The organism is Halobacterium sp. GSL-19 (assembly GCF_016917855.1).
In the GTDB taxonomy this organism is placed as follows: domain Archaea; phylum Halobacteriota; class Halobacteria; order Halobacteriales; family Halobacteriaceae; genus Halobacterium; species Halobacterium salinarum.
Map to the genome: position 1 here is coordinate 496211 of NZ_CP070377.1, position 22257 is coordinate 518467.

General features: G+C 68.0%; 23 protein-coding genes. 13 read left to right on the forward strand and 10 right to left on the reverse strand.

Features of this window, described 5'->3' with window-relative positions; all coding sequences use genetic code 11:
• Nucleotides 1-143 precede the first annotated feature (143 nt).
• Nucleotides 144-731 (forward strand): response regulator, encoded by a 588-nt coding sequence (locus JT689_RS04315; RefSeq protein ID WP_205251619.1) that lies wholly within the window; start codon nucleotides 144-146, stop codon nucleotides 729-731.
• Nucleotides 732-734: 3 nt separating this feature from the next.
• Nucleotides 735-2648, forward strand: a complete 1914-nt coding sequence (locus JT689_RS04320; RefSeq protein ID WP_205251620.1) for a PAS domain S-box protein — start codon at nucleotides 735-737, stop codon at nucleotides 2646-2648.
• Nucleotides 2649-2653: 5 nt separating this feature from the next.
• Here the strand turns inward: JT689_RS04320 and JT689_RS04325 are convergent, their stop codons facing one another.
• A complete protein-coding gene (locus JT689_RS04325) occupies nucleotides 2654-3097 on the reverse strand; it encodes a hypothetical protein (protein WP_205251621.1) in 444 nt (147 codons plus the stop codon).
• A gap of 91 nt (nucleotides 3098-3188) precedes the next feature.
• On the opposite strand from JT689_RS04325, the gene JT689_RS04330 reads away from it, so the two are divergent.
• On the forward strand, nucleotides 3189-3413 hold the full coding sequence (locus JT689_RS04330) for a hypothetical protein (protein ID WP_010902512.1): 225 nt from the start codon (nucleotides 3189-3191) through the stop codon (nucleotides 3411-3413).
• Nucleotides 3414-3424: 11 nt separating this feature from the next.
• On the opposite strand, the gene JT689_RS04335 is transcribed toward JT689_RS04330, so the two are convergent.
• Entirely contained in the window at nucleotides 3425-4057 is a 633-nt protein-coding gene (locus tag JT689_RS04335) for a cyclase family protein (protein WP_205251622.1), read from the reverse strand.
• An 86-nt stretch (nucleotides 4058-4143) separates the two neighbouring features.
• On the opposite strand from JT689_RS04335, the gene JT689_RS04340 reads away from it, so the two are divergent.
• Entirely contained in the window at nucleotides 4144-4446 is a 303-nt protein-coding gene (locus JT689_RS04340) for a hypothetical protein (RefSeq protein ID WP_010902514.1), read from the forward strand.
• Nucleotides 4447-4459: 13 nt separating this feature from the next.
• Here JT689_RS04340 and JT689_RS04345 read toward each other — a convergent pair whose 3' ends face one another.
• Nucleotides 4460-5164, reverse strand: coding sequence for a DICT sensory domain-containing protein (locus tag JT689_RS04345; RefSeq protein WP_010902515.1), 705 nt, complete (start codon nucleotides 5162-5164; stop codon nucleotides 4460-4462).
• A gap of 90 nt (nucleotides 5165-5254) precedes the next feature.
• Here JT689_RS04345 and JT689_RS04350 point away from each other — a divergent pair, with 90 nt between their 5' ends.
• On the forward strand, nucleotides 5255-5701 hold the full coding sequence (locus JT689_RS04350; protein ID WP_012289215.1) for a universal stress protein: 447 nt from the start codon (nucleotides 5255-5257) through the stop codon (nucleotides 5699-5701).
• Between the two features lie 10 nt (nucleotides 5702-5711).
• On the opposite strand, the gene JT689_RS04355 is transcribed toward JT689_RS04350, so the two are convergent.
• The 4 genes from JT689_RS04355 to JT689_RS04370 are packed head-to-tail and all read right to left on the reverse strand — an operon-like array spanning nucleotide 5712 to nucleotide 13324.
• Nucleotides 5712-7694 (reverse strand): SpoVR family protein, encoded by a 1983-nt coding sequence (locus tag JT689_RS04355; protein ID WP_010902517.1) that lies wholly within the window; start codon nucleotides 7692-7694, stop codon nucleotides 5712-5714.
• On the reverse strand, nucleotides 7681-9009 hold the full coding sequence (locus tag JT689_RS04360) for a YeaH/YhbH family protein (RefSeq protein ID WP_136361122.1): 1329 nt from the start codon (nucleotides 9007-9009) through the stop codon (nucleotides 7681-7683). Before JT689_RS04360 ends, JT689_RS04355 begins: the two co-directional genes overlap by 14 nt.
• Nucleotides 9000-11213 carry a PrkA family serine protein kinase gene (locus JT689_RS04365; protein ID WP_010902519.1) on the reverse strand — a complete coding sequence of 738 codons (2214 nt, stop codon included), beginning with the start codon at nucleotides 11211-11213 and terminating at the stop codon, nucleotides 9000-9002. The genes JT689_RS04360 and JT689_RS04365 overlap by 10 nt, the downstream gene beginning before the upstream one ends.
• Before the next feature lie 53 nt (nucleotides 11214-11266).
• On the reverse strand, nucleotides 11267-13324 hold the full coding sequence (locus tag JT689_RS04370; protein WP_010902520.1) for a PrkA family serine protein kinase: 2058 nt from the start codon (nucleotides 13322-13324) through the stop codon (nucleotides 11267-11269).
• Between the two features lie 343 nt (nucleotides 13325-13667).
• Between JT689_RS04370 and JT689_RS04375 the strand changes: the two genes are divergently transcribed.
• Both JT689_RS04375 and JT689_RS04380 read left to right on the forward strand, forming a co-directional pair.
• The gene (locus JT689_RS04375; protein ID WP_205251623.1) at nucleotides 13668-14387 is read left to right on the forward strand and encodes a GAF domain-containing protein; all 720 of its coding nucleotides are present in this window, start codon (nucleotides 13668-13670) and stop codon (nucleotides 14385-14387) included.
• A 74-nt stretch (nucleotides 14388-14461) separates the two neighbouring features.
• Nucleotides 14462-14776: a PadR family transcriptional regulator gene (locus tag JT689_RS04380; protein WP_010902522.1), complete on the forward strand. Its 315-nt coding sequence runs from the start codon at nucleotides 14462-14464 to the stop codon at nucleotides 14774-14776.
• A gap of 39 nt (nucleotides 14777-14815) precedes the next feature.
• Here JT689_RS04380 and JT689_RS04385 read toward each other — a convergent pair whose 3' ends face one another.
• From JT689_RS04385 to JT689_RS04395, 3 genes are all read right to left on the reverse strand, one after another.
• Nucleotides 14816-15760, reverse strand: coding sequence for an NAD-dependent epimerase/dehydratase family protein (locus JT689_RS04385; protein WP_205251624.1), 945 nt, complete (start codon nucleotides 15758-15760; stop codon nucleotides 14816-14818).
• 81 nt (nucleotides 15761-15841) lie between these two features.
• Nucleotides 15842-17020, reverse strand: a complete 1179-nt coding sequence (locus JT689_RS04390) for an inorganic phosphate transporter (protein ID WP_010902524.1) — start codon at nucleotides 17018-17020, stop codon at nucleotides 15842-15844.
• A gap of 33 nt (nucleotides 17021-17053) precedes the next feature.
• Nucleotides 17054-17710 (reverse strand): hypothetical protein, encoded by a 657-nt coding sequence (locus JT689_RS04395; RefSeq protein WP_205251625.1) that lies wholly within the window; start codon nucleotides 17708-17710, stop codon nucleotides 17054-17056.
• A gap of 193 nt (nucleotides 17711-17903) precedes the next feature.
• Here JT689_RS04395 and JT689_RS04400 point away from each other — a divergent pair, with 193 nt between their 5' ends.
• The 6 genes from JT689_RS04400 (at nucleotide 17904) to JT689_RS04425 (ending at nucleotide 22187) form a co-directional block, all read left to right on the forward strand.
• The gene (locus JT689_RS04400; RefSeq protein WP_205251626.1) at nucleotides 17904-18482 is read left to right on the forward strand and encodes a tRNA (cytidine(56)-2'-O)-methyltransferase; all 579 of its coding nucleotides are present in this window, start codon (nucleotides 17904-17906) and stop codon (nucleotides 18480-18482) included.
• A 208-nt stretch (nucleotides 18483-18690) separates the two neighbouring features.
• On the forward strand, nucleotides 18691-19209 hold the full coding sequence (locus JT689_RS04405; RefSeq protein WP_012289219.1) for a transcription factor: 519 nt from the start codon (nucleotides 18691-18693) through the stop codon (nucleotides 19207-19209).
• Complete coding sequence (locus tag JT689_RS04410) at nucleotides 19209-19880, forward strand: DUF2110 family protein (RefSeq protein ID WP_136361126.1); 672 nt, start codon at nucleotides 19209-19211, stop codon at nucleotides 19878-19880. The genes JT689_RS04405 and JT689_RS04410 overlap by 1 nt, the downstream gene beginning before the upstream one ends.
• Nucleotides 19877-20602, forward strand: a complete 726-nt coding sequence (locus tag JT689_RS04415) for a DUF5803 family protein (protein WP_010902529.1) — start codon at nucleotides 19877-19879, stop codon at nucleotides 20600-20602. Before JT689_RS04410 ends, JT689_RS04415 begins: the two co-directional genes overlap by 4 nt.
• Before the next feature lie 34 nt (nucleotides 20603-20636).
• Nucleotides 20637-21332, forward strand: a complete 696-nt coding sequence (locus JT689_RS04420) for a competence/damage-inducible protein A (protein ID WP_205251627.1) — start codon at nucleotides 20637-20639, stop codon at nucleotides 21330-21332.
• 228 nt (nucleotides 21333-21560) lie between these two features.
• Nucleotides 21561-22187 carry an undecaprenyl-diphosphatase gene (locus tag JT689_RS04425; RefSeq protein WP_205251628.1) on the forward strand — a complete coding sequence of 209 codons (627 nt, stop codon included), beginning with the start codon at nucleotides 21561-21563 and terminating at the stop codon, nucleotides 22185-22187.
• The last annotated feature ends 70 nt before the right edge of the window (nucleotides 22188-22257 follow it).

Genomic DNA, 22257 nt, shown 5'->3' on the forward strand with positions numbered 1-22257 from the left:
CGTCGGTGTGTCTCCACTTAGCGAAAGGCTTATCACTGTATATTGCGGTGGTAGCATCCAGTAATCGACCCCCGTTGCCGACTCCCCACCAGTGAAAGACATATAACGCCAGTCCACCCAACGTAGCACGAACGGCCAGTTCTATGAGTTCACAAGCGGGCACCGTGCTCATCGTCGACGACGATGCAGCCCTCACAGACGTCTACGCCGCCTGGCTCGCCGACGACTACCCCGTCGAGACAGCCACATCAGGGGCTGCTGCCCTCGACGTAATCGACGACCACGTCGATATCGTACTCCTCGACCGCCGCATGCCGGGGCTCTCCGGCGACGACGTGCTCGCGGAGATCCGTGCCGACGGCCACGACTGCCGCGTCGCCATGGTCACCGGCGTCGAACCCACCACGGACGTGATCGCCATGGGGTTCGACGAATACCTCGTCAAGCCGGTCGACAGCGACGACCTCCACCGCACCGTCGAGACGCTGCGGGATCGGCTGGCGTACAGCGACGACCTCCAGGAGCTGTACGCGTTGCTGTCCAAGCGCGCCCTCCTCGAAACCAACCCGGACGCCGCCGACACCGACGCCTACGACGACCTCGACGACCGCATCGACGCCCTTCGGGCCGATCTCACCGACACGGTGTCCGAGTTCAGCCACGACGACTTCCGTGCCGCATTCCACGACCTTACACCCCAGGACCCCGAAGGCAGCGCCAACGCAAACTGACGAATGCACGTTCACCGGAACCTGCGGTCGGCCATCCGCGCAGCAGCACACACCGCTGACTCGACCACGGCGCTCTACGACGGCGTCTGTGACGCCGCTGCCAACACCGGCACCACGTACGCCTACGTCTACACCCAGTCCGACGACCCCACTGCGCCCACCGTCCACGCCACCGCCGGGGACACCGACTCCGCGGCCATCCCGACGGTACCCACTGCGCCGTCGGCCGGCGTCACCACCGTCGACACCGCTGGGGGACGTGAATGCCACGTCCCCATCCTGGACGGCGACGACCGCTACGCCACACTCTCGGTCCACATCGCCGACGGCACGCCAGCCCCCACGGACGACCTCCGCGCCGTCGGACAGACGATCGGCCTCGCCGCGGCGAAACTCACCGCCGAAGCGGCGCGCGACAGCCTCGCGGACGACCTCGACATCGAACAGCGGCAGTTCCGGAAACTCCACAGCATCGCCGCACAGATGATCGGCTGCGAAAACGAGCGCGCCATCTACCAGCTCGCCATCGACGCCGCCGAGAACATCCTCGAGTTCGACATCTGCGGCATCGACATCGCCCGCGACGGCGTCCTCGAACCGGTCGCGCTCTCCACGAGCCTCAACGCCGCCGACTCCCAGCGCCTCCCCGACGACGAAGGCATCGCCGGCCAAACCTACCAGGACACCACCACGATCATCGTCGACGACCTCCACGCCAGGCCCGACGCCGCCCCGGCAAAGGACGCCTACCGGTCGCTGCTCAGCGTCCCCATCAAAGACCTCGGCGTGTTCCAGGCCGCCGCGGAGCGCGAGAACGCGTTCGACGACCGCGACGCCGAAGTCGTCGAGCTCCTGATGGCCCACGTCGGCGAAACCCTCAGCGGCCTCTGGTCGGCGCACGCGCTGCGCGAGAGCGAGCGCAAATACCGCACCCTCATCGAACAGAGCCACGACGCCGTCACCATCCACACCCGCGACGGCTTCGCGTTCGTGAACGAGCCCGCCACCGAGCTGTTCGGCCGCGACGAGTCGACGCTCCTCGACCTGGCGGCCAGCGATCTCGTTCACCCCGACGACCACGACGCACTCACCCCCATCACCGACGACGCCGTGCCCGGCGACGACCACGACACCTTCGACGCGCGCGTCCAGCGCCCCGACGGCACCATCAGGCAGTGCGAAGTGTCGACGACCACCATCACCTACGAGGGTGACCCCGCGGTGCTGGCGTCGATCCGTGACATCACCGAGCGCAAGCGCCACGAACAAGCCCTCGAACGCAAAAACGACCGCCTCGAACAGTTCGCCAGCATCGTCAGCCACGACCTCCGCAGCCCGCTGAACGTCGCGAAAGGCAGCCTCGAACTCGCCAGGAACACCGGCGAGCACCAGCACTTCGACCGCGCCGCCGACGCCCTCGACCGCATGGACAGCCTCGTCGAGGACGTGCTCGCACTGTCGCGGCAGGGCGAGCTCGTCGCCGAAACCGAGCGCACCACGCTCGCGGAGATCGCCGCCGACGCCTGGGCGTCGATCAACGCCCCCGACGCCAGCGTCGAATACGACGCCGCAGCCATCGACGTCGACGCCGACCCCGGACGCCTCCAACAGCTCTTCGAGAACCTGTTCCGGAACGCCGTCGAGCACGCCGGCGACGACGTCACCATCCGGGTGGGGTCCACCCCGGAGGGGTTCTACGTCGAGGACGACGGCCCCGGCATCGAACGCGACGCCGCGGACACCGTCTTCGAACGCGGCGTCTCCGGCACCGACACCGGCACCGGGTTCGGACTCGCGATCGTGCGCGAGATCGCCGACGCGCACGGCTGGTCGATCACTGCGGTGCCGGCAGGCGATGACGCGCCCGCCGACCGCGGTGCGCGCTTCGAAATCACCGGCGTCCCGGTGCTAGCTTAGGCGGTTCACGCGCCGTCGCCGTCCCCGAGCGACGCGGCGATGTCAGCCAGGCCTTCGTCCGGCGTGCCGGTCGACTCGTAGGTCGCCGTCTCCCCGGGTGCACGCAGGCCGTATTTGAACCCGGCGGCCACGACGTCGACGTGTACCGACCGCCCAGCCTCCAGGCCGGCGTCGGCGAGCCACGCGGCGAGTTCGTTGTCCGCGCCGTTGGGCCGGCGCGCGAGCCGCGGGGTCGCGTACGCGCCCCGGATGACAGGCGTGTCGTCGGCCGTTGCGGCCACGCTGGCGTGGTGTTCGGAGCCATCCAACACGACCCGCACCACGTCGCCGACCGGCAGCGACGCGGCGCTGTCAGCCGGCACCTGGACCGCCAGCCGCCGCGTACCGCCAGCCCGCACGACGGAGCCACGCCCCGACTGGACTGTCTCATGCGTCACGCGTTCGGTCATACGACCGCGTGGGGGCCCGACAAGCAAAACGCTCGCGGTCCCATCCACAGCGAGCCGGATCGTTTTTGCGCGTCGCCGACGAACACAGCGTATGGACGTACCCACGCCGACCGACAACCGCATCGGGAGCCGCAAACAGGCGGCGGTTGCCATCCTCCCGTTCCTGCTGTTGGGCCTGCTCGACGTTGTCCTGCTGCTCGGCTGGGGGCTGGATCCGCTTTGGGGGTTCGTCATCCTGCCGCCGATCCTGTTCATCAGCGTGCTCGGCTGGATCGCGTTCAAATCCGGGTTCGTGGACGATCGCGGCACGGCCTGACCCGCAGCCGGCTACGGCGCTGCGATCACGCGAGCGGGCGCGCCGTCGGCCCCAACCGGCAGCGGATACGCCTGGACCGGGACGCGCTCGGGGAGCCCGTCGAGGTTCGTCACGTTCTCAACGATCAGCGCTCCCGCACCCAGGAGCGCGCGGTGGGCCGGATACGCCGCGGCGTCGGATGACTCCCCCGCGGGCGCTGTTCGGGTCGGGTCCACGCTGGGCGCGTCCACCGCGACGGCGCACCCGGCGTCGGCGCAGCGCTCGGCGGCGGCCACGCTCAGGTGCGGGTGCTCGTAGTACTCGGGGCGGCCCCAGTCCGCGGCCGTCCCGGTGTTGAACACCACCATATCGTGGCCGTCCAGTGCTGGCACGCGATCCACGGGGATGGCGTCCCCGGGGCCGTAACCGGTGCAGTCGACGACGTGCGCGTCGAACCGGAACGCCGACACGTCGAAGGCGTCCAGGGACCGCCCGTCAGCGAGGAGGTGACTCGGGGCGTCGATGTGCGTGCCCGAATGCGTGCTACACGCCACCGCCGACACCCGGTAGCCGTCGGCCGCCATCGTGGCGTGTGGCGTCACCGCTGCCGGCGGATCACCGGGATACGGCTCGCCCGACCCCAGTGCGTGTGACAGATCGCGCATGCCGCCGCCTACACCCCGCCCGCCGTTGAACCCCGCGATCCACAAATACCGGTAAGCGTTAAAGCGGGCCTCCCACAGGGATTCGTATGGGGGTGGTGGCCGCGTTACCGTACGGACTGCTCACGGGAGGACTGCTCGCCGCCAGCTGGGGGCTGCTCCGCGCCGGCTCAATGACTGTGGTGCCGCTGTACGACGCGGACGCCGCCAGCGATCCCGCGGCCCTGTCCACCGTGGTCGCGGTGTCGCTCGCCGCGTTCGCAGTCGCGACGCTCGCGTTCACCGTGCTCCGGGCAGCGGGCCGGGACTCCGTCGTGGTGGTCGCCGGCTACGGCGTGGCCGTGCTGTCGGTCGCACTCACCACGGCGTGGCGCGCCCGCGCCTACGAGTGACACCGGCGGGTACTCACGCCGGCTGCTGGTAGCCCGTCACCGCCTCAAGCGCGCGCTGTACGAGCGCCGGGTCGTACGTCCAAAACCCATAGAACCCGCCGTCGGCGCGCTCCTCGGCCAGCAACGCCGAGGACTGCGCGCGGTCGGTGCCCCCGTCGTAGAGCACGAACCACGACACCGCAAGCTCGTCGCTCTCCGGGGCGTGCACCGCAAACGACGTGTCACCGAGCTCCGCGTCCGGCACGCCGTAGACGTGCACGGAGAGATCACACGCCGCGAGCTGCTCGTAGGTGTCACGCTCCTTTCGCACGTTCGACAGCCGCTGGAACCCCGTGTGAAGCTGGCCGCTGTTGGCGCGCCACGCCCGATCCTCGATCTCCCGGGACGCCATCGTCATCTGGCGCCGGTCGTAGGAGGTGAACGTGGTGTGATCGAGGTGCTCCAACAGCGGGCTGTACGGTGCTTCGTCGCCCACCTTGTGGAGGTCCCGGGACGCCAACTCGCGCAGCGCCGGCGCGTCAACCGACGCCAGCTGCGTCCCGTCGGCGTCCGCGAGGACCGCCCGCAGCGCGTCCTCGGTCGGCTCGTGCTCGATGGCAACGTGCTGGGACGAAAAGTACTCGCGCACGGCAGTGACGACGCCGTCACCCGCCGGTGCGTAGACCGTCAGTGCCTTCTCGCGGCCCCGTACCTCCGCCATTAGGTGCCGGAGACTCATCACTGATCGTTCTCCCCTCGCGTACAAATGCGTTGTTCATACCCAGCGACCGCCCCATGTTTTATGGTTGCCGCACAAGCGGTCTCAGGTATGGATCGAGCGATCGCAGTCGTCGAAGCCAGCGACTCCGCCAAGCAACTCGTCGAAGAAGCCGGCGAACTGGCCGCGGGCGTTGGCGCTGACCTCCTGTTGTTACACGTCACCACCGAAACCGAGTACGGCGAGCGCCGCGAGTCGATGGCCAACATCCCGGATTTCGACGTCACGTACACCATCGACGAAGCCACCGACGGCGCGCGCAAGTTCGCCTCCGACATCGGCCGTGACGTGCTCTCCGATGTCGACATCGAGCCGACATCCGTCGGCCGCGTCGGCGACAAGGGCGACGAGATCCTGGCGCTGGCCGACGACCGCGACGCCGACCACATCTTCATCGCCGGCCGGAAACGCTCCCCGACCGGGAAAGCCATCTTCGGCGACGTCACCCAGCGCATCATCCTCGAATTCGACGGCGCGGTCACCGTCATCACGACCTGACGGCGCGCGCTCACAGCCACTCGTCGGGTTTCGTGTCGTAATCGAGGTCGTCCGCGGCCAGGTGCTCGACGGTCTCCCAGTCGAGCTCGGCGTGGCTGACCGACTCGCCGTCGTACCGCAACGCGACCCCCACCTCTTCGGGTTCGGGCTCGCGGTCGTTGCGGCGCGCGCGCTTCCGCTCGCTGTCCGTGACGCGTTTCGTGATCGTGTGCAACACCACGGGCCGCCCCCACAGCTCGAAGACGCGTTGTAGCGTCGCCTCGGCCTGCTCGCGGTCCAACATCACGCCGTTGTACTCGTGGCCGAGCAACAGCTCGCCGCGGTTCTCGTGGTTCGCGTCGTACACCGCGATCGTCGGCTTTCCGAGGTTCGTGAACCGCAACAGGAGCTTGCGCTTCACGTCCGCGGCGTCGGTGCTGGTCGCCCGGAAATCACCCCGCGTCTGGCTGAACTCGTAGGCGAAATACTCGTTGGCGTCCACGAACTCCTGGGTGAGGAACTCGTCGACGAACGTCACGTCGTTGTGGCTCTCCCGGACGCTGTACATGCGATCCCACCCCGCAGTCACCGGCACGTCCGCCAGCGCCGCCTCGACGCTGGCGTACCGCGCCGTGTCGAAGAGGTATCGGCTCACGGACTCCAACTCGTCGCGCGTCACGCGCCCCAGGAACCCCCGGTACTGGGGTTTCGCTAGCGAGTAATGCCGGTGGGCAAGCCCCTCGTAGGTGAACAGCTTCCACGGATACCGCTGGACGTCGATCTCGCGCTCCCGGGCGGCCGCAAGCCCCTGCCAGTCGACGTACGCGTCCGGCAGCGACTCGACGGCATCCAACTCGTCGGGCGCGACGGCCGCCACCGCGGCCGGTGGTGCCAACGTGTCCACCACGTCCGCGGTGTCGACCGTGTCGTGGAAGTTCCGCCACGTCACCCCATCCACGCGCAGCAGGTGCTCAAGCACCGCCCGCCGGTTGGCGCGGTTCTCCACGTACTCCCACAGCTCCTTCCCGAGCTTGTACGGGTTGAACCCCGGACTGTTCAGCACCCGGGCCTGGTGGTCGGCGTAGCTCAGGAACTCGTCGTCGCCCGCGAACGCCTCCTCGCCCATCATCATCGACTCCCAGTACGCCGCCCACCCCTCGTTCATCACCTTCGTGGTGCGCTGGGGGGCGAAGTAGTACGCCTCCCGGCGTAGCAACTCCAGGAGCTCGCGCTGCCAGTCCTCGAAGGCCGCCGCCTTCTCGGCGTCCTCGTCGTAGGCCTGCCCGTGATCGCGCAGGAACGCCAGCAGGTCGTACTCGGGGGTTTCGGGGAACTGCACGCTGTCGTCGACCGCCGCAATGTCGTCCAGCCAGGTCTCCGTGAACACCTCGTCGCGGACCTCCTCGCTGACGCCAAGCGACGCCAGCGTCTCCGCCAGCGCGTCCGGATCACCGCCCTCCGCGTCCCGGTCGAACGCCCGCCGGTACTCGATGTTGTCCTCGATGGTCAACACCGTATCGATGAACCGCTCGACGGACTCCCGGCCGATCTCCGGGTCCGACAGGAACGACGCCACGCGGTCGGCGTGGCGCTCCAGCATCGCCGCCGCGTCCGGCCCCTCGCCGTCCGCGAACAGCCCGAACCACTGGTTGTTGTTGAAGAAATCCGCGTGCCCCTCGACGTGCGTGATCACCGCCTTCTGGTCCGCGAGGTCGTTGCTCACCTGCAGGAACGCGTTCGAGGGGTCGTCGTTGTTCACGATCTCGAACGCCTTCCCGCCGAGGAACTGCGTCTGCTTGCGTTGTTTCTCGTATTTCATCCCCCACCGCCAGTGTGGATACCGCGTCTGGAACCCATCGTAGGCGATGAGCTCGTTCATCTCGTCGTGGTCCACGACCCAATACTGCACGTCGTATGGGTCGAGGCCGAGCTTCCGGGCGAGCGCGTTGGCTTCCCGGGCCGGCTCGTCGAGCGTCTGGGCCGCCGCGTGCTTGGCTGGATCAGGCCGTGTCATTGTCCTCTGTGCTGAGAATCGTCTCGATGGCACCCATCACGTCATCGGGCTCGGTGACCGTCGTCACGGCGACGTTGTCGGTGTCGCCGAACGCGTCCCGGACTTTGCCCGCGTGCGTGCCCGTCTGGACGCCATCGGTGGGCTGTGTTTCGACGTACGCGTGCAGGTTCGCGTCGATGTCGTTCATCAACGGGATCACGTTCTCCTCGGTGTCGTCGTGGCTGTTCTCCCCGTCGCCGGCCGCGAACACGTACCGGTTCCACTCCGAGAACGGGTACTCGTCGAGCACGTTCTCGGCGAGCTCGTAGGCGGTCGAAATGCGGGTGCCGCCCCCGGACTGGATCCCGAAGAAGTCGGTGCGGTCGACCTCCCAGGCGTCGGCGTCGTGGGCGATGTACACGAACTCGGCGTTGTCGTACTTCCCGGTGAGATACCAGTCCAACGGGGTGAACGTCCGCTCGACGAGCTCGCGTTTGGACTCCCGCATCGACCCGGACACGTCGCGGATGTTCACCACGACGACGTTGCGCTCGCGGTGCTCGACGACTTTCGGATGTCGGAACCGCTCGTCCTCCCGCCGCAACGGCACCCGTCCCGGGCCGCCGCGCCGAATCCGGGTCCGCGTGGGTTCGACGTCGACCGCCGCCTCCATCGCGTCGATCGACGCCCACACCGCGTCGTCGACAACCCGGCCGGCGTCGTCGTCCGGGCTGGGGCTGCGGGCGCGCTCGGCGATCCACGCCCGCGACACCGGGATGTGCTGTTCGCGCGCCCAGGTGTACACCGCATCGACCCCCCAGCCGTCGACCCGCAACGCCGCCGTGACGTACGCCTCGTCGAAGTCCATCGCGATCTTGCGCTTCAACCCCTGCTTGTAGAGGTGCGCGAAATCCAGGGTGCCACGCGGGCCACGGCGCGCGGTTTCGTTGAACGCGCCCTCCGTCTCCGCGACCACCTTCTTCCCCTTCGGGTCGAGATCCAACCCCAGGCGCTCGTCGAGCTCCGCCGCGAACTCCTCGGGGTCCATCTCGTAATACTCGTGGTCGGCGCTCTCGTCGCCGGCCTCGTCGTCGTCACCCTCACCGGCCTCGTCGGGCTCCCCGACCTGATCGCCGGGGTCGACGTCCCCCTGCCCGACCCCGCCGCGGTCGAGCTGGTCGTATTCGAACGCGGGCAGGTCCACGAGCTTGATCGGCACCCGCACGGCGTCGGGGCCGCTGCCCCCTAGATCGCCGTACTGGATGAACTCCGCGAGGTCTTGGCGGCGCTGTTCACCGATCTCGTGGAACCGTTCGCGGTCCTCTCTCAGTCCCATTCGTCCGTCACCTCCGAGATCACGCTTCGGGACGCCAGCTCGGCGCTCGCCCGCGAATACCCCCGCTCGGACACCAGAAACGAGATGGCGTCCGCCTTGACCGCGGCCGTGTCAGTGCCCTCCGGCGGGTCCGCCCACTGCGTCGGGTCGAACTCCGGGTGCACGCGCTTGACGTCGTCCCAGTCGTTGCCCGCGAGCACGTCGCGCAACACCGGCACCGTCGACAGATCCACGTCGTGGGCGTGGAACTCGTCGTCGCGGTGCTCCCAGGCGTGGCGAGTCACCGCCGTCATCACGGTGTCCTCGCGGAACGTCTCGACGGCCGGCGTGGGGTCGTTGCCGTGGTAGTGGGTGTCGGCGTCAAAGCGCCCCAGCGTCTCCGTCTCGAACAGCTTCATCGACAGCGCGTCCGGCTCCGCTTGCTCGCCGCGCGCGTTCTCGACGGTGTCGCCGGTCGCCCACGCGTGGACGTTGTCGACGTACTCCTCGACCGCCGACTCGCTCGCGCCCTCCCCGGCCAGCACCGCGTCGCGCACGTCCTCGGCCTGCTGGTCGTGGATGTACGCCTCCACGACCGCCACCCGGTCGTTGAACTCCGCGCGCTCGGCGTCGGAGAACACCGGCGCGGACGACAGCCCGTCGACCATCCCGGACAGCACGTCACCGGGCGTGATGACCCGCTCGACCGCGAGGTCGGGGTGGCTGCGGTCGGCGTCCGCGTGCAGGCGATCGGCCAGCACGTCCCGCGTGTACGTCACCGGGATCCCGTTGGCACCGTCGGCACCGTCAGCGAGGTCGAACTCGCTCGCGTCCCGGCGGTCCTCCCCGCTGCCGACGTACCCTCGGTCGAACAGCAACGCCTTCTCGACCAGCGACAGCTCGTCGCCGTGGTCGTCGTCGTCGAGCCGTGTCACGACGCTGTACAGCGCGGCCGCCTCGATCGTGTGCGGCGCAAGCTCGCGCTCCGTCTCCCCGTCATCGTCGCGCACCGACACCGTCACCGGCTGTGCGGCGCGCTCGGCCAACACCTCCGGGTCCGTGGCCGTCCACACGCCGGCGTCACCGGTGAGCTCCCGGCGCAGCAACTGGGCTTCGAGACTGATCGACGTGAGATAGCCGAGCTCGTGTTTCGACAGCCGCCGCTTCAACGCCTTCAGCGGGTCGAACCCCTGCCGGTCGTCGTGTTTGTTCAGCTGCGCTTCCAGATCCAGATTCGAGATCACGACCAGCTGCGTGTCCAGGTCCATCCCGATCCCCTTGTCGAGTTTCACGCGGCGCTCGTCGGGCACGTTCAACAGCTTCTGTAGCAGGTCGGCGTGCTGGCTGGCGTCCTCCATGATGGTGAGACAGCCGTTGCCCTGCGAGAGCACGCCGTCGTAGCTGAACGCCTGGGGGTTCTTGCGCCCCTTCGAATCCAGTTGCCCGAGCAACCCCGCGACCCAGGACCCCACGAGGCGCTCTTTCGGGCTGCCGGCGTCCTCGGAGTGCAACACGCCGATCCCCTGGCCGCGCTCCACGACGTAGTTTTTCACGCGCAAATGCTTGGGGTCGGTCGCCGCCGCGAACACGTCCGCGACGCCCTCGCGGCGGTACTGCTGTTCGAGGTGGTCGTAGGCCTCCCGGGAGAACGGCGGCAGGTCGGCGTCGGCGCGCAACGCGTCGGCGTCCTCGCGGTGGTCGTTGACGTCCGCGAGCACGTCCTCGCGGACGTCCGTCGGGAACACCGACAGCGGCGACGCCTGCACGGGGCTCTCATACCAGTCGTCCTCGCGGTCGACGGGCTCCTCGCCGTAGGTCAACCCCGGGCCGCGGTCGGCGTCCGAGACGTTCCACTCGATGGTGTATCGCCGGCCCGCGTCGGTCTTCGAGAACTCCCGGAGCCCGTTGATCAGACACCGCTTCAGCTCCGACTTCCCGGTGGCCGTCGGCCCGGCGAACCACAGGATGGTCTCGGCCTTGCCGCGGCCCGCCGCGATCGCGCGCACGTCGTCGACGAACGCGTTCAGCGTCGCCGTGTTCCCGAGGACCGCGTGCTCGCCGTCGTTGTGGGGGTCGTCGAAGAACCGATAGCGCTGCGCGCGCTCGCCGTTCTCCACGACCTCCCGGGTGCCCGCGCTCTCGATCGCCGCCAGCAGGTACCGGCTGGCGTGGGCGGCGGCTAACGGCTGTTCGAACGCCCGGTCGACGTACTCGGCGAGGCTCATCGGCTCGTCGTAGGCGTCCCGCAGCGCGCGGTTCGCCCGCCCAATGTAGTCTGTCACGATTCCAGTTCCGCTTTCGCGACCTCGGCGCCGGCGAACTCCAAGACCTCACGGGCACCGTCCTCGCTGTACCCGCGGTCGACGAGCGCCGCCACCCACTCGTTGTCCTGTTCCTCGTCGACGTCGGCGTTCGACACCAGCGCCGAGAAGTTGATGTTGTGCTTCTTGTCCTCCCAGAGCTTCCGCTCCAAGGCGCGGCGCAGTCGGTCGTTGTCCTGGGGGTCGAACGGCTCGCCCTCGCGGGCGCGCCGGCTCACCCAGTTCGACACCTCCTGGCGGAAGTCGTCTTTGCGGTCGCCGGGCACGCCGAGTTGCTCCTCGACGGCGCGCAGGAACGTCTCATCGGGCTCCTGCTCGCGGCCCGTGAGCTCGTCGGCGACGGTGTCGTCGTCGATGTACGCCATCACGTGGTCCATGTATTTCTCGCCCTGGCGCTGGATCTCGTCGAGATCGTAGGCGAGGGCGTGCCTGACGTCCTCGATGGCGCGCTCCTTGTACTCCTCGCGGACCTGTTCGAGGACGCGCTGGTAGTCCGCGACGTGGTCCTCGGGGATCGATCCGTGCTGGGGGAGGTTGTCCTCGACCCGGTTGAACACCGTCAGCGGCGACAGGAACCCGCGGTCGCGGTCCATCGACTCCATGATCGCGGCGGCGATCTCGTCGCCGACGAACCGCGGGCTGACGCCGTCCATGCCCTCCCGATCACCGGTGACCTCGGCCTCCTCGCGGAGCTTCTCCGGGTCGACGTCGTCGATGTCATCGAGCTCCCCGTTGTACGCTTTGGCCTTCTCCAAGAGCCCGATGGCGTCGGTGTCGGGCTCGCGGATGCGCGTGAGCACGCCGAACAGCCCGGCCATCGTGAGCGTGTGTGGCTCCACGTGGATGTCCGGCACGTCGGCGTTCCCGAGCAGCTTCTCGTAGATCTTGGCCTCCCGGTCGTACTCCAGGACGTACGGGAAGTCCACGCGCTTGGTGCGGTCGTTGAACGCCTCCATCTTCTCGTCGGCGCGCTTGTCCTGGTATTCGGGCATGTTCGTGCGCCCGACGATCACCTGGTCGATGTCGATCCGGGGGTTGTTCTTCGGCTTGATGGTCTGTTCCTGGGTGGCGTGCAGGAAATCATAGAGGAACTCCCGCTGGAGTTTCAGCAGCTCCTCGCCGGAGAAGATGCCGCGGTTGGCGTTGCAGAACGCGCCGGCGTAGTCGAACGCCCGCGGGTCGCTCTCGCCGTAGACCGCGAGCTTCGAGTAGTTAACGTCGCCCGTGAGCTCGGTTTCGTCCTGGTTTTTCTTGTCCTTGGGCTCGAACGTCTCGATGCAGTCGCGGCGGTTCTCGCTGGCGACGAGCCGCACCACTTCGACGTGGGATTCCAGGACGGCCTGGAGGTCGTCGTCGTAGTGCGCGAGCAGCTCGTCCATGTAGAACTCGCTTTCGGGGTCGAGGCTCTGGCTGTTGCGCAGCGAGTACGGCGCGTCGAGGTCTTCGTTGAGGTCGTCGATGACCTGCTGGCGTTGGGCCTCCGGGAGCAACACGAGCGGGTCCTGGTGCATCGGGGAGGTGATGGTGTCGTCGTTGGGGTCCTGGTCGTCGATGACCGAGCAGAGATCGGTCCAGCGGAACGTGTACAGCCGCCCCTCGCGCTGTGCGGTGTAGTCCTCGAAATAGCGGCGGACCTGGCGGTCGACGTCTGATTTCCCCGAGCCAACGGGCCCGAGCAGGAGGATGATGCGCTTTTCAGGGCCGAGCCCCCGAGCGCCGCTTTTGACCTTGTTGACGAACTCGTGGATGGATTCGTGGACCTCCCGACCGAAGAACGTGTTCGCACCCTCGCCCAGCGGGTCCTCGGATGCAAGCCGGTACTCGACGACCCCGTCGTCGTCAGTCGTCTTGCCGTAGTAGTCGAACATGTCCGCGAGCCGCTGGTGGGCGTTGCGGGCGACCGTGGGGTCGTCGTAGAGGGTGTCCAGGTACCACTGGAAGCTCTGGGTGTCTCGGAGGTCCGCTGGCACTGACTCCGCGTATTGCTCGCTGAGTCGGTCGAGGGTTTCAGTCATGGTGGGTGTGTGTCTCGGTGGCTCGCCCGGGTGTGCGACCGAGGTGGGTCAGATGTGGGGTGTGGGGGCGGTCGCTGGGCGGGACACCGGCACTCATATAATTATGGGGATTGGTAACACATAAGTGCGTTGCCCGTTGGCACACGTCATACGCCCGGATTCAGGGACGCCCGGCACACGACCGCGTCCCCATCCGGATATTTCCGGGTGGAACCTCGACACAACGACCGCCCCCGTCACAGACCGCAGAATAGTTCGGGCTGTGTCACGTTCCGCGCCCGACCGACCCCGGCATATCCCACCAGTGAGTGCACATAAATACCGGCGGTACAAAGGTGGTAGCATGGACCACGACTCGTATCTCCGGGCCATCGGCCTCCCGGAGTACGCGGATGCGGCCTCGGACGCCGCCCACCGCGGCGCGGCGCTGGTTGCACGGCCGCCCCACACGACGATCACCACGGCGGCCGTCGAAGACCACTACACGTACCCCGTGCCGTCCGAGTCGACTCCCGGCACGGCGCGTGACGTCGGCCCCGCGGACGACCAGTACAACCTCGCGCCGATCTGTGGGCTCGAATACGACCCCGAACAGCTCCGCGACCACCCCAACACCGCCCGCCTCGCTGCGCTCGCCGGGACTGTCGACGCGCTCGCCGAGGAACTCCCCGTCGACTGGCTGGGGATCTACCGGCGTGCAGCCGACAGCGACGGCCACCCGATCCTCGTCAAGGAAGCCTACACGGGTGCGCCGTCACGCGCCGTCGTCCCGCTCACAGACTCGGTTGCTGCCCGCTCGACCAACGCCGCTGTGGGACGCAGCGGGGAGGCTGTGGTTGTCGACGACACCGCAGCCCACGACGGTCCCGGCAACGAGCGCGACAGCGCCGTCGCCAGCGAATGCTGTTGTCCCGTCCTCGCTGGCGACGACGTCGTCGGCATCGTCGACGCCGAATCCCACACCCCCGAGTTCTTCACGCCAGAGCGTGTGCTCACGATCGTGGGGGCGTGCGCCGGCCTCGCGGACTCGGAGCTTCTCACTCCGCCCCGGGTCGAACAGTAACGCGAAAAGACTTGTATTTGACACTTCTGCCAGAGTACTTAATACAGTGGGGGTGTTCTACTTCACCTGGAGAGATGGACGACCTCACTGGATTCCAGCGGGATTTGCTCGTGGTCGCCGCCGGGCTCGACACCCCGAACGGCCTCGACATCAAATCCGATCTCGAAACGTATTACACAGGCAACATCAACCACGGGCGCCTCTACCCCAACCTCGACACGCTCGTCGACAAGGGCCTCCTGGAGAAAACGAAAGCCGACGAACGAACCAACCACTACCTGCTCACCGACCGCGGGAAACGCGAGCTCCAATCCCGCCGCGAGTGGGAAGACCAGTACGTGCCCACCCCTGCCGACGACAGTGACGGCCACCCCACAGCCCGGAACTAACACCCCCGCAAACCCCGCTGCCAGCCGCCCACCTCCACGCTACGCTTCGTCCCCACTGAGTTCCGCCGCCAGCTCCGCGGCCGCCGTCCGCACTGCCTCGTCGCTCGCTCGTGTCGGCTCCCACCCCAGCGCGGCCAGCTTCTCGATTGACAGCCGCATCCGCGGCACGTCGCCGGTCCAGCCGCGGTCGCCGCCCGTGTACTCGTAGGCCGGATCGACGCCGAGCTCGTCGCTGACGAGGTCCGCGATCGCGGTGACCGACGTGGTGGTCCGCGTCCCCAGGTTGAACACGTTCAGCGGCCGCGACGGGGCGTGCTCGATCACGTGCGTCATGGCGTCCACGCAGTCCTCGACGTGCAGGTATGACTTCTCCTGACGGCCGTCCCCCAGGATCGTCAGCGTCTCCGGGTCCGCCCGCAGCTTCTGAATGAAATCCGGGACGACGGTGCCGCGCTGGCGCGGCCCCACGATGTTCGCGAACCGATACACCCACGACGTGATCCCGTGAGTGTGGGCGTACGTCGAGATCAGTCCCTCGTCGGCCAGCTTCGACGCGCCATAGACCGAGATCGGCTCCAGGGGCGCGTAATCCTCGGGCGTGGGCATCGGCGCTTCGCCGTACACCGTCGACGACGACGTGAACGCGAACCGGTCGACGCCGACCGCCGCCATCCGTTCGAGCACGTTGTACGTCATCGCCCCGTTCTCCTCGAACAGCTGTCGGGGCTGCTCGTAGTTCGTGTCCGTGTACGCCGCGAAGTGGAACACGATGTCCACGTCCGGCGTGATGACGTCCGCCACGTCGTCGGGGTCACACATGTCCCGGCGTCGGAACTCGACGCCGTCCGGAACCGCCGCCCGGCTGCCCTTCGAGAGGTCGTCGGCCACGAGCACGTCGTTGTCGCCGGCCAGCGCGCCCGCTGCGTGGCTGCCCACGAGTCCTGCACCGCCCGTCACGACGATCCGCTTCCCAGTGAGTTCCATACCGGACGCTCTGGCCCCCACGACAAGTGCGTTCTGATTGCCCGGCCGCACCCGCCACGGCCAGGCGCGCCGTCCCGGCCGCTAAAACCCCCAGATCGGGAGGAACCGAAACGCCAGGTACGCGCTGACGGTGCCAACAATCGGCACCAGGTTCTGCATCGCGATCACCCGCACGGTCGTCCCCGGGTCGAAGAGGTCGCCCGCACTCGGGATGTCCTCGGGCTGTTCCTCGCCGATGGCCGGCACCGCCTCGTCGGGGTCGTCGGCGGCCAACCCGCCGACAGACACCGCCACGTCGGAGTCCCCGCTGACCGCGCTTTGCACGCTCACCGGGCGGGTCGCACGCCCCCATCCGAGCCCGACGATGCTCACCGTCGCGATGACCACGAAGCTCGCCGGAATCCCGATCGCCGACAGGAAGATCACCAGCGTCGCGCTCACCGACGCCACCACGATGGCGGCCGTCAGCGGCAGCTCGGTGATATCGCTGCCCATCGTTTCGAGGGTCCGGCGCGCGATCGTGAACGAGCCGACGCCGACCGCGGCACACCCCAGGAGGATGGCGGGGTTCATCCCCACCACGCCGCTGCCGACCAGCGGTGCGATGGCGTTCGCGATGTTCGACGTGCCGGAGGAAAACGCCATCAAACACCCGATCGTGATGACCGTGACCACGCCGAACAACTCCCGGCGGTTCGTGTTCTCCGCCGGCCGCACCGTCGGGATCGCGCCCGTCCGGTCGACCCGGAGGAGCGCGCCCTCCGTGCGGTTCATGGCCACCCGGCGGTGGAGCCGCGCGTAGAAGTATCGGCCGATGATCAGCGACACCCAGAAGCCGATGACGGGCGCGACCACCCACCAGATCACGATCTCACCCATGACCGCGACGTCGAGGGCGTCACGCGCCAATCCGAGGCCCGCGATCGCACCGACGGCGGTCATCGACGTCGATGCCGGCACACCGGCGTAGTTCCCGACGAACAACGCCAGTCCGATGAAAAACAGCACGCCGATGCTGGCCTCCAGGGTGAAGATGCCGGGCTGGCGCAGCAGCTCCGTGCCCAGCGTGTCCACGACGCGGCGACCGAGCGTCCACGCCCCGATAAAGAAGAACACGGTCATCAGACCGGCTGCCGTCGGCTTCGACAGCGCGTCCGCACCCACGGCCGGGCCGAACGCCGGCCCGGTCGTCGATCCGCCCACGTTGAAACCGACGAACGCCGCAACAACCAACCCCACCCCGAGCAGCGCGCTAATCATGGCCGCCCCCAGTGTGTCGCGTCCGCGCACCGATCACGGCTCGGCCCCGTCCTCGTCGTCGCCGGGTTCGTCGTCGTTGCCCGGCTGCACGTCCGCTGCGGCGAGCCGCTCGTCGACGGTCTCTTTGACGGTTTGTTCGACGGTCTCTTCGACCGTCTCGTTGACCGACTCCTCGACTTGCTGTTTGACCGACTCCTCGACAGTCTCGCTGACCGTCTCATCCACGGTCTCCTCGACGGACTCTTTGACAGTCTCCTCGACGGTTTCGCTGACAGTCTCGTCGACGGTTTGCTCGACGGTCTCACCCACGGTTTCGTCGACCGTGGATTCGACGGACTCCTTGACCGTCTCCTCGACGGTTTCGCTGACCGTCTCATCAACAGTCTGTTCGACGGTCTCACCGACAGTCTCGTCGACGGTTCGCTCGACGGTTTCGCCCATGGTTTGCTCGACGGCTTCGTCCATGGACTCCTCGACAGTCTCCGTGACGGTTTCGTCGACGGTCCGCGTCATCCACTCGGGATCGAAGCGCGCCATCTTCCATGCGATGTGCAACACGTAGGCCGCCAGCACGCCGAACCCGAACGCAACGCCGGTTTTCGTTCCGACGCGCAGGATCAGTCCGACCGCAGCAAAGATCAACACGCCGTACGCGAGGTCGGTGAGGCTGTCGACGCGGCTCGGATTCACGCTACCACCGCCAGCCCTGCGAGGGGTGACAGACACGGCCAAAACTGGAAAGACATGTGCAAAGATCAGCTCCCCTACTGGTACAACGCCGGCGGGCATAGACATTCCGATCCGGGTGTGGACCATCGTCCACACGGCACACCGCATGGGCCGTTCCGAAACGCGTACCCCGACGGCACACCTTCCGGGACGCATGCAGTCCCATCCCGAAGTCGCGGTCCTCCGGTACGGCCATCGGCCGGGCCGGGACGACCGCATGACGACACACGTCGGGCTGACGGCGCGCGCGCTCGGCGCGGACCGCGTGCTGTTCCCCGACAACGCGACCCAGGCCGCCGAGACAGTCCGCGACATCACCGGCCGGTTCGGCGGCCCGTTCGATGTCGAACGGACGACGGAACTGAACGCCACCATCGAGGACTGGCCGGGCGCGGTCGTCCATCTCACGATGTACGGCGAACAGCTCCAGTCCGTCGACGACGAGATCCGCACCACCCACCGCGAGGAGCCGGTGTTGGTCGTCGTCGGCGGCGAGAAAGTGCCCGGGGATGTGTACGAGGCCGCCGACTGGAACGTCGGCGTGACGAACCAGCCCCACAGCGAGGTCGCCGGGCTCGCGGTCTTCCTCGACCGGCTGTTCGACGGCCGCGAACTCGAACAGGGCTACGAGAACGCCGAGCGCCGCGTGATCCCCGAGGAACTCGGCAAGCACGTCGTCGACGTCGAGGACGGCGACCACGCCGAGGGTGCGGCCGCCGGCGACGGCGACTAGCCGCCGGCGGCGGTCGCGGCGACAGTCGTCGGCCAGGGCTCACCGAGCGCGACACGGAACAGGACCGCCTCGGCGCGCGGCAGCGAGCACTCCAGTCACAGTATCCACTGACGAGCACCGGCCACGAAAGCCGTTCGCGGCCTCGCAGCGCCCACGAACGCCCCCGGAGTAACAAGACTTAATGGCGCTCCGACCGCCGGTTTCAACAATGGCTTTTGAGGACTTACTTGACGACCCCGTGGTACAGAAGTACCTCCACGAGCTGGTCGGACCGAAGGGGATGCCCGTCGCGGCCGCGCCGCCGGACGGCGAGGTGACCGACGAGGAACTCGCCGAGCGACTCGGGCTGGAGCTCAACGACGTGCGGCGCGCGCTGTTCATCCTCTACGAGAACGACCTCGCGACCTACCGCCGGGTCCGCGACGAGGACTCGGGGTGGCTCACGTATCTCTGGACGTTCCAGTACGAGAACGTGCCGGGGAACCTCCGCGAGGAGATGGACCGACTGCTGGAGGCGCTCGTCGACCGCCGCGAGTACGAACTCGAAAACGAGTTCTACCTCTGTGAGGTCTGTTCGATCCGCTTCGAGTTCGGCGAGGCGATGGACCTCGGGTTCGAGTGTCCGGAGTGTGGCTCCGCCGTCGAAGCCATGGAGAACACCGACCTCGTTGACGCGATGGACGACCGCATCGAGCGACTGCGCTCGGAACTCGCCGTGGAGGCCTAATGGTCGTACTCGCAACCAAAGTCTACGTCAGCGGCGACGCCCGTGAGCGGGCCCTCGACGGGCTCCGGTCGCTCGTCGGCAACGACATCGGCTCCCTCGCGGTCACCGTCGATGTCGGCGTTCGACACGACGACTTCCCGACGGTCACCCTGGAGGGCCCGGACGAGGTCGCCGCCCGCAACGCGCTGGTGGAGTCCTGGGGCGAAATCACACCCGAGTTCGAGCCCGGAGAGACGTACGTCGGGACGCTTGCGTCCTGGGACGACGACGGCATCGTGCTCGACGCCGGCGAGGACGTGCGCGTCCCCGCCGCGGAGCTCGACCTCGGGCCGGGCACCCCCAGCCAGATCCGGGAGCGGTTCGGGCTCGTCCAGCACATGCCGCTGCGGTTCGTCCACGACGACGACGGGCCGGCGGCGCTCGCGGACGCCGAGCGCGACCGTCTCTACGAGTGGACCCGTGGGTCGGGGCGGCTGAACGTGAACAGCGCCACCCGCGGCGAGGTGCGGGCGACAGTCAACCGCGCGGGCCACGCCCGCGACATCGTCACCGTCGAGCGAATCGGGCTGCTCGAACAGAGCGTCATCTGCAAGGACTCCACTGATCCGCCGGGACTGCTGGCCGCGATCGGCCAACACCTCCCGTCGGAGCTCCTTGCCGTCGTGCCATGAGGGCGCTCTGGGTCGCGCTCGCGGTCGCCGCGCTCGCCGTCACCGCCGGCTGTGCTGGTTTCGGCGGCCCCCAGTCGGCTGCCACCCCGTCCGACGAGCAGCTCGCCCAGAACGCCACCTACGAGTGGTCACACACCGCCCCGGTCGCGGTGAACATGTCCCGTGACACGTACACCGTCGTGGCGTCGGTCACGGACCGACAGAACGTGACCATCGGTCGGCCCGCCGGGCGTGGTGACGCCGCGCCGACGGACATCTCGGCGGTCGCGTTCCGACACCCCAACGGCACAGTCGTCGGCAGCGACGCGATCAACGTCTCGACCACGGACTCCGCGCTGGTCGCGACGTTCCCCGCGACCAACGGTACGTTCGCGTACACGGCCCCCGCGGACGGATCACAGACCGTGATCCCGGTGGTCGTCAACGGATCGCATTCGGTGACACTACCCCGTGGAATGCGCGCCTCGCTCCCGATCATCAGCTCCGTCCAGCCCGGCGGATACGACCGCCGGATCGACGACGACCGGGTGCGCCTGGCGTGGGATTCGGTGCCCGCCGACCGGATCCGGATCAGCTACTACAGCCAGCGCAACGCCATGCTGTTCGCCGGGCTCGCCGTCCTGTTGGGCCTCGTCGGGGCCGGCGGCGTCATCTACTATCGGCTCCAGATCCGGCAGCTCGAGTCCGAGCGCGTGGCGTCGGAGGTCGACCTCGAAAAGTAGGGGGCTTTTCTCCACGCGGCCCCTACCCGACTGCATGCAGGTGGCGTTGGTGACCGTCGGAGATGAATTGCTCGCCGGCGACACGGTGAACACGAACGCCGCGTGGCTCGGCCAGCAGCTTCACGAGCGCGGCGCAACAGTCGCACGGACGATCGTCATCCCTGACGAGGTGGCGACGATCCAGGCCGACGTTGCGGCGCTGTCCGAGCGGTACGACGCCGTGATCGTGACCGGTGGCGTCGGGCCGACTCACGACGACGTGACCATGGACGCCGTCGCGTCCGCGTTCGACCGCGAGCTCACAGAGCACGCCGACGCCGTGGCGTACTTCCAGCGCCACGACACCTACTCGGCGGCTGACCTCACCACCGGCACGACCCACCTCCCCGCGGGCGCCCGACTGCTGGAAAACCCCCGGGGCGTCGCGCCGGGTGCGGCCGTGAACAACGTCTACGTGCTGCCGGGCGTGCCCGACGAGATGAAAGGCATGTTCGAGACCGTCGCCGACGAGTTCACCGGCGAACAGGTGTACACCGAAGAGGTGTCGGTGGACGCCCCCGAGAGCGCGCTCATCGACACGATCGCGGCGCTCCAGGAGGCATACGACGTGACCGTCGGCAGTTACCCCGGCGACCGGGTCCGCGTGAAAATACAGCATTCTGATGCGGACACCGTCCGCGCCGCCGCCGACTGGTTCCGGGACCGCGTCACCGCAGTGTCTCAGGAGTGAAACGCCGGGTCACCGGTAGAAGGCTGCAAGCCACCCGACAACCAACGCGAGGCCGAGCACGGTGACCGCCCAGCCAGTGAGATTCGGTGGGAGTGACGCGCCAGCTTCAAGCGGTGTGAACATGTCTTGTGGTTCCGTCGTGACCGTGTTTAACCCTTGGGTCCGAGCACGGCGACGGTCCACCGGACCACGACGCTTTTAATCGCGTGCGTGCGACCACACGCCCACATGACCCCGCCACCCGTCGCGTCTCTCATCACGCCCCACGCGGGCACGCCGGTTCTCAACGAGGCCATGGTGTTCCTCGCCGAGCGCGCCGTCTTCCTCGTGCCGCTCGTGCTCGTGGTTCTCTGGGTTGCTCCCGGTGTCGATCGCCCGATCCCCGTGCTCGAAGCCGCCCTCGCGGGGCTCGGGATCACGACCCACGACGGGAAGCAAAAATCGGTGTTCGTGTTCGCCACAATCGTCGTCGCGCTCGCGATCTCGTACGGCATGGGCACACTCCACAGTCACCCCGCACCGTACGCCGCCGGCTACGAGACGCTGCTAGCCGGCCCGCCGGAGAACTCCTTCCCGAGCCAACACACGACGGTCATGTTCGCGTTCGCGTGGCCGCTGGCGTCTCTCCAAGACCGGTGGCGGGCCGTGGTTGTCGGCGTGGCGGTCGCGGCGCTCGTAGGCTACAGCCGCGTCTACGTCGGCGTCCACTACCCCGTCGACATCGCCGGCGGCATCGCTGCGTCCGTGCTCGGGTTCGGGGCCGTCTACGCGGCCCAGCCGCTGGTCACGGCGTTCGCGGACCGCTGCATTCGGGTTGAGGCACGGCTGCTGGGCGTTGTCTTCGGGGGTCGGTGAGCCTGCGGGCGGCGGAGCGTCGCGGGGCGCTCGCGCACGCCAGCCGCCGCGACCGCGTGGCTTTTTGTGG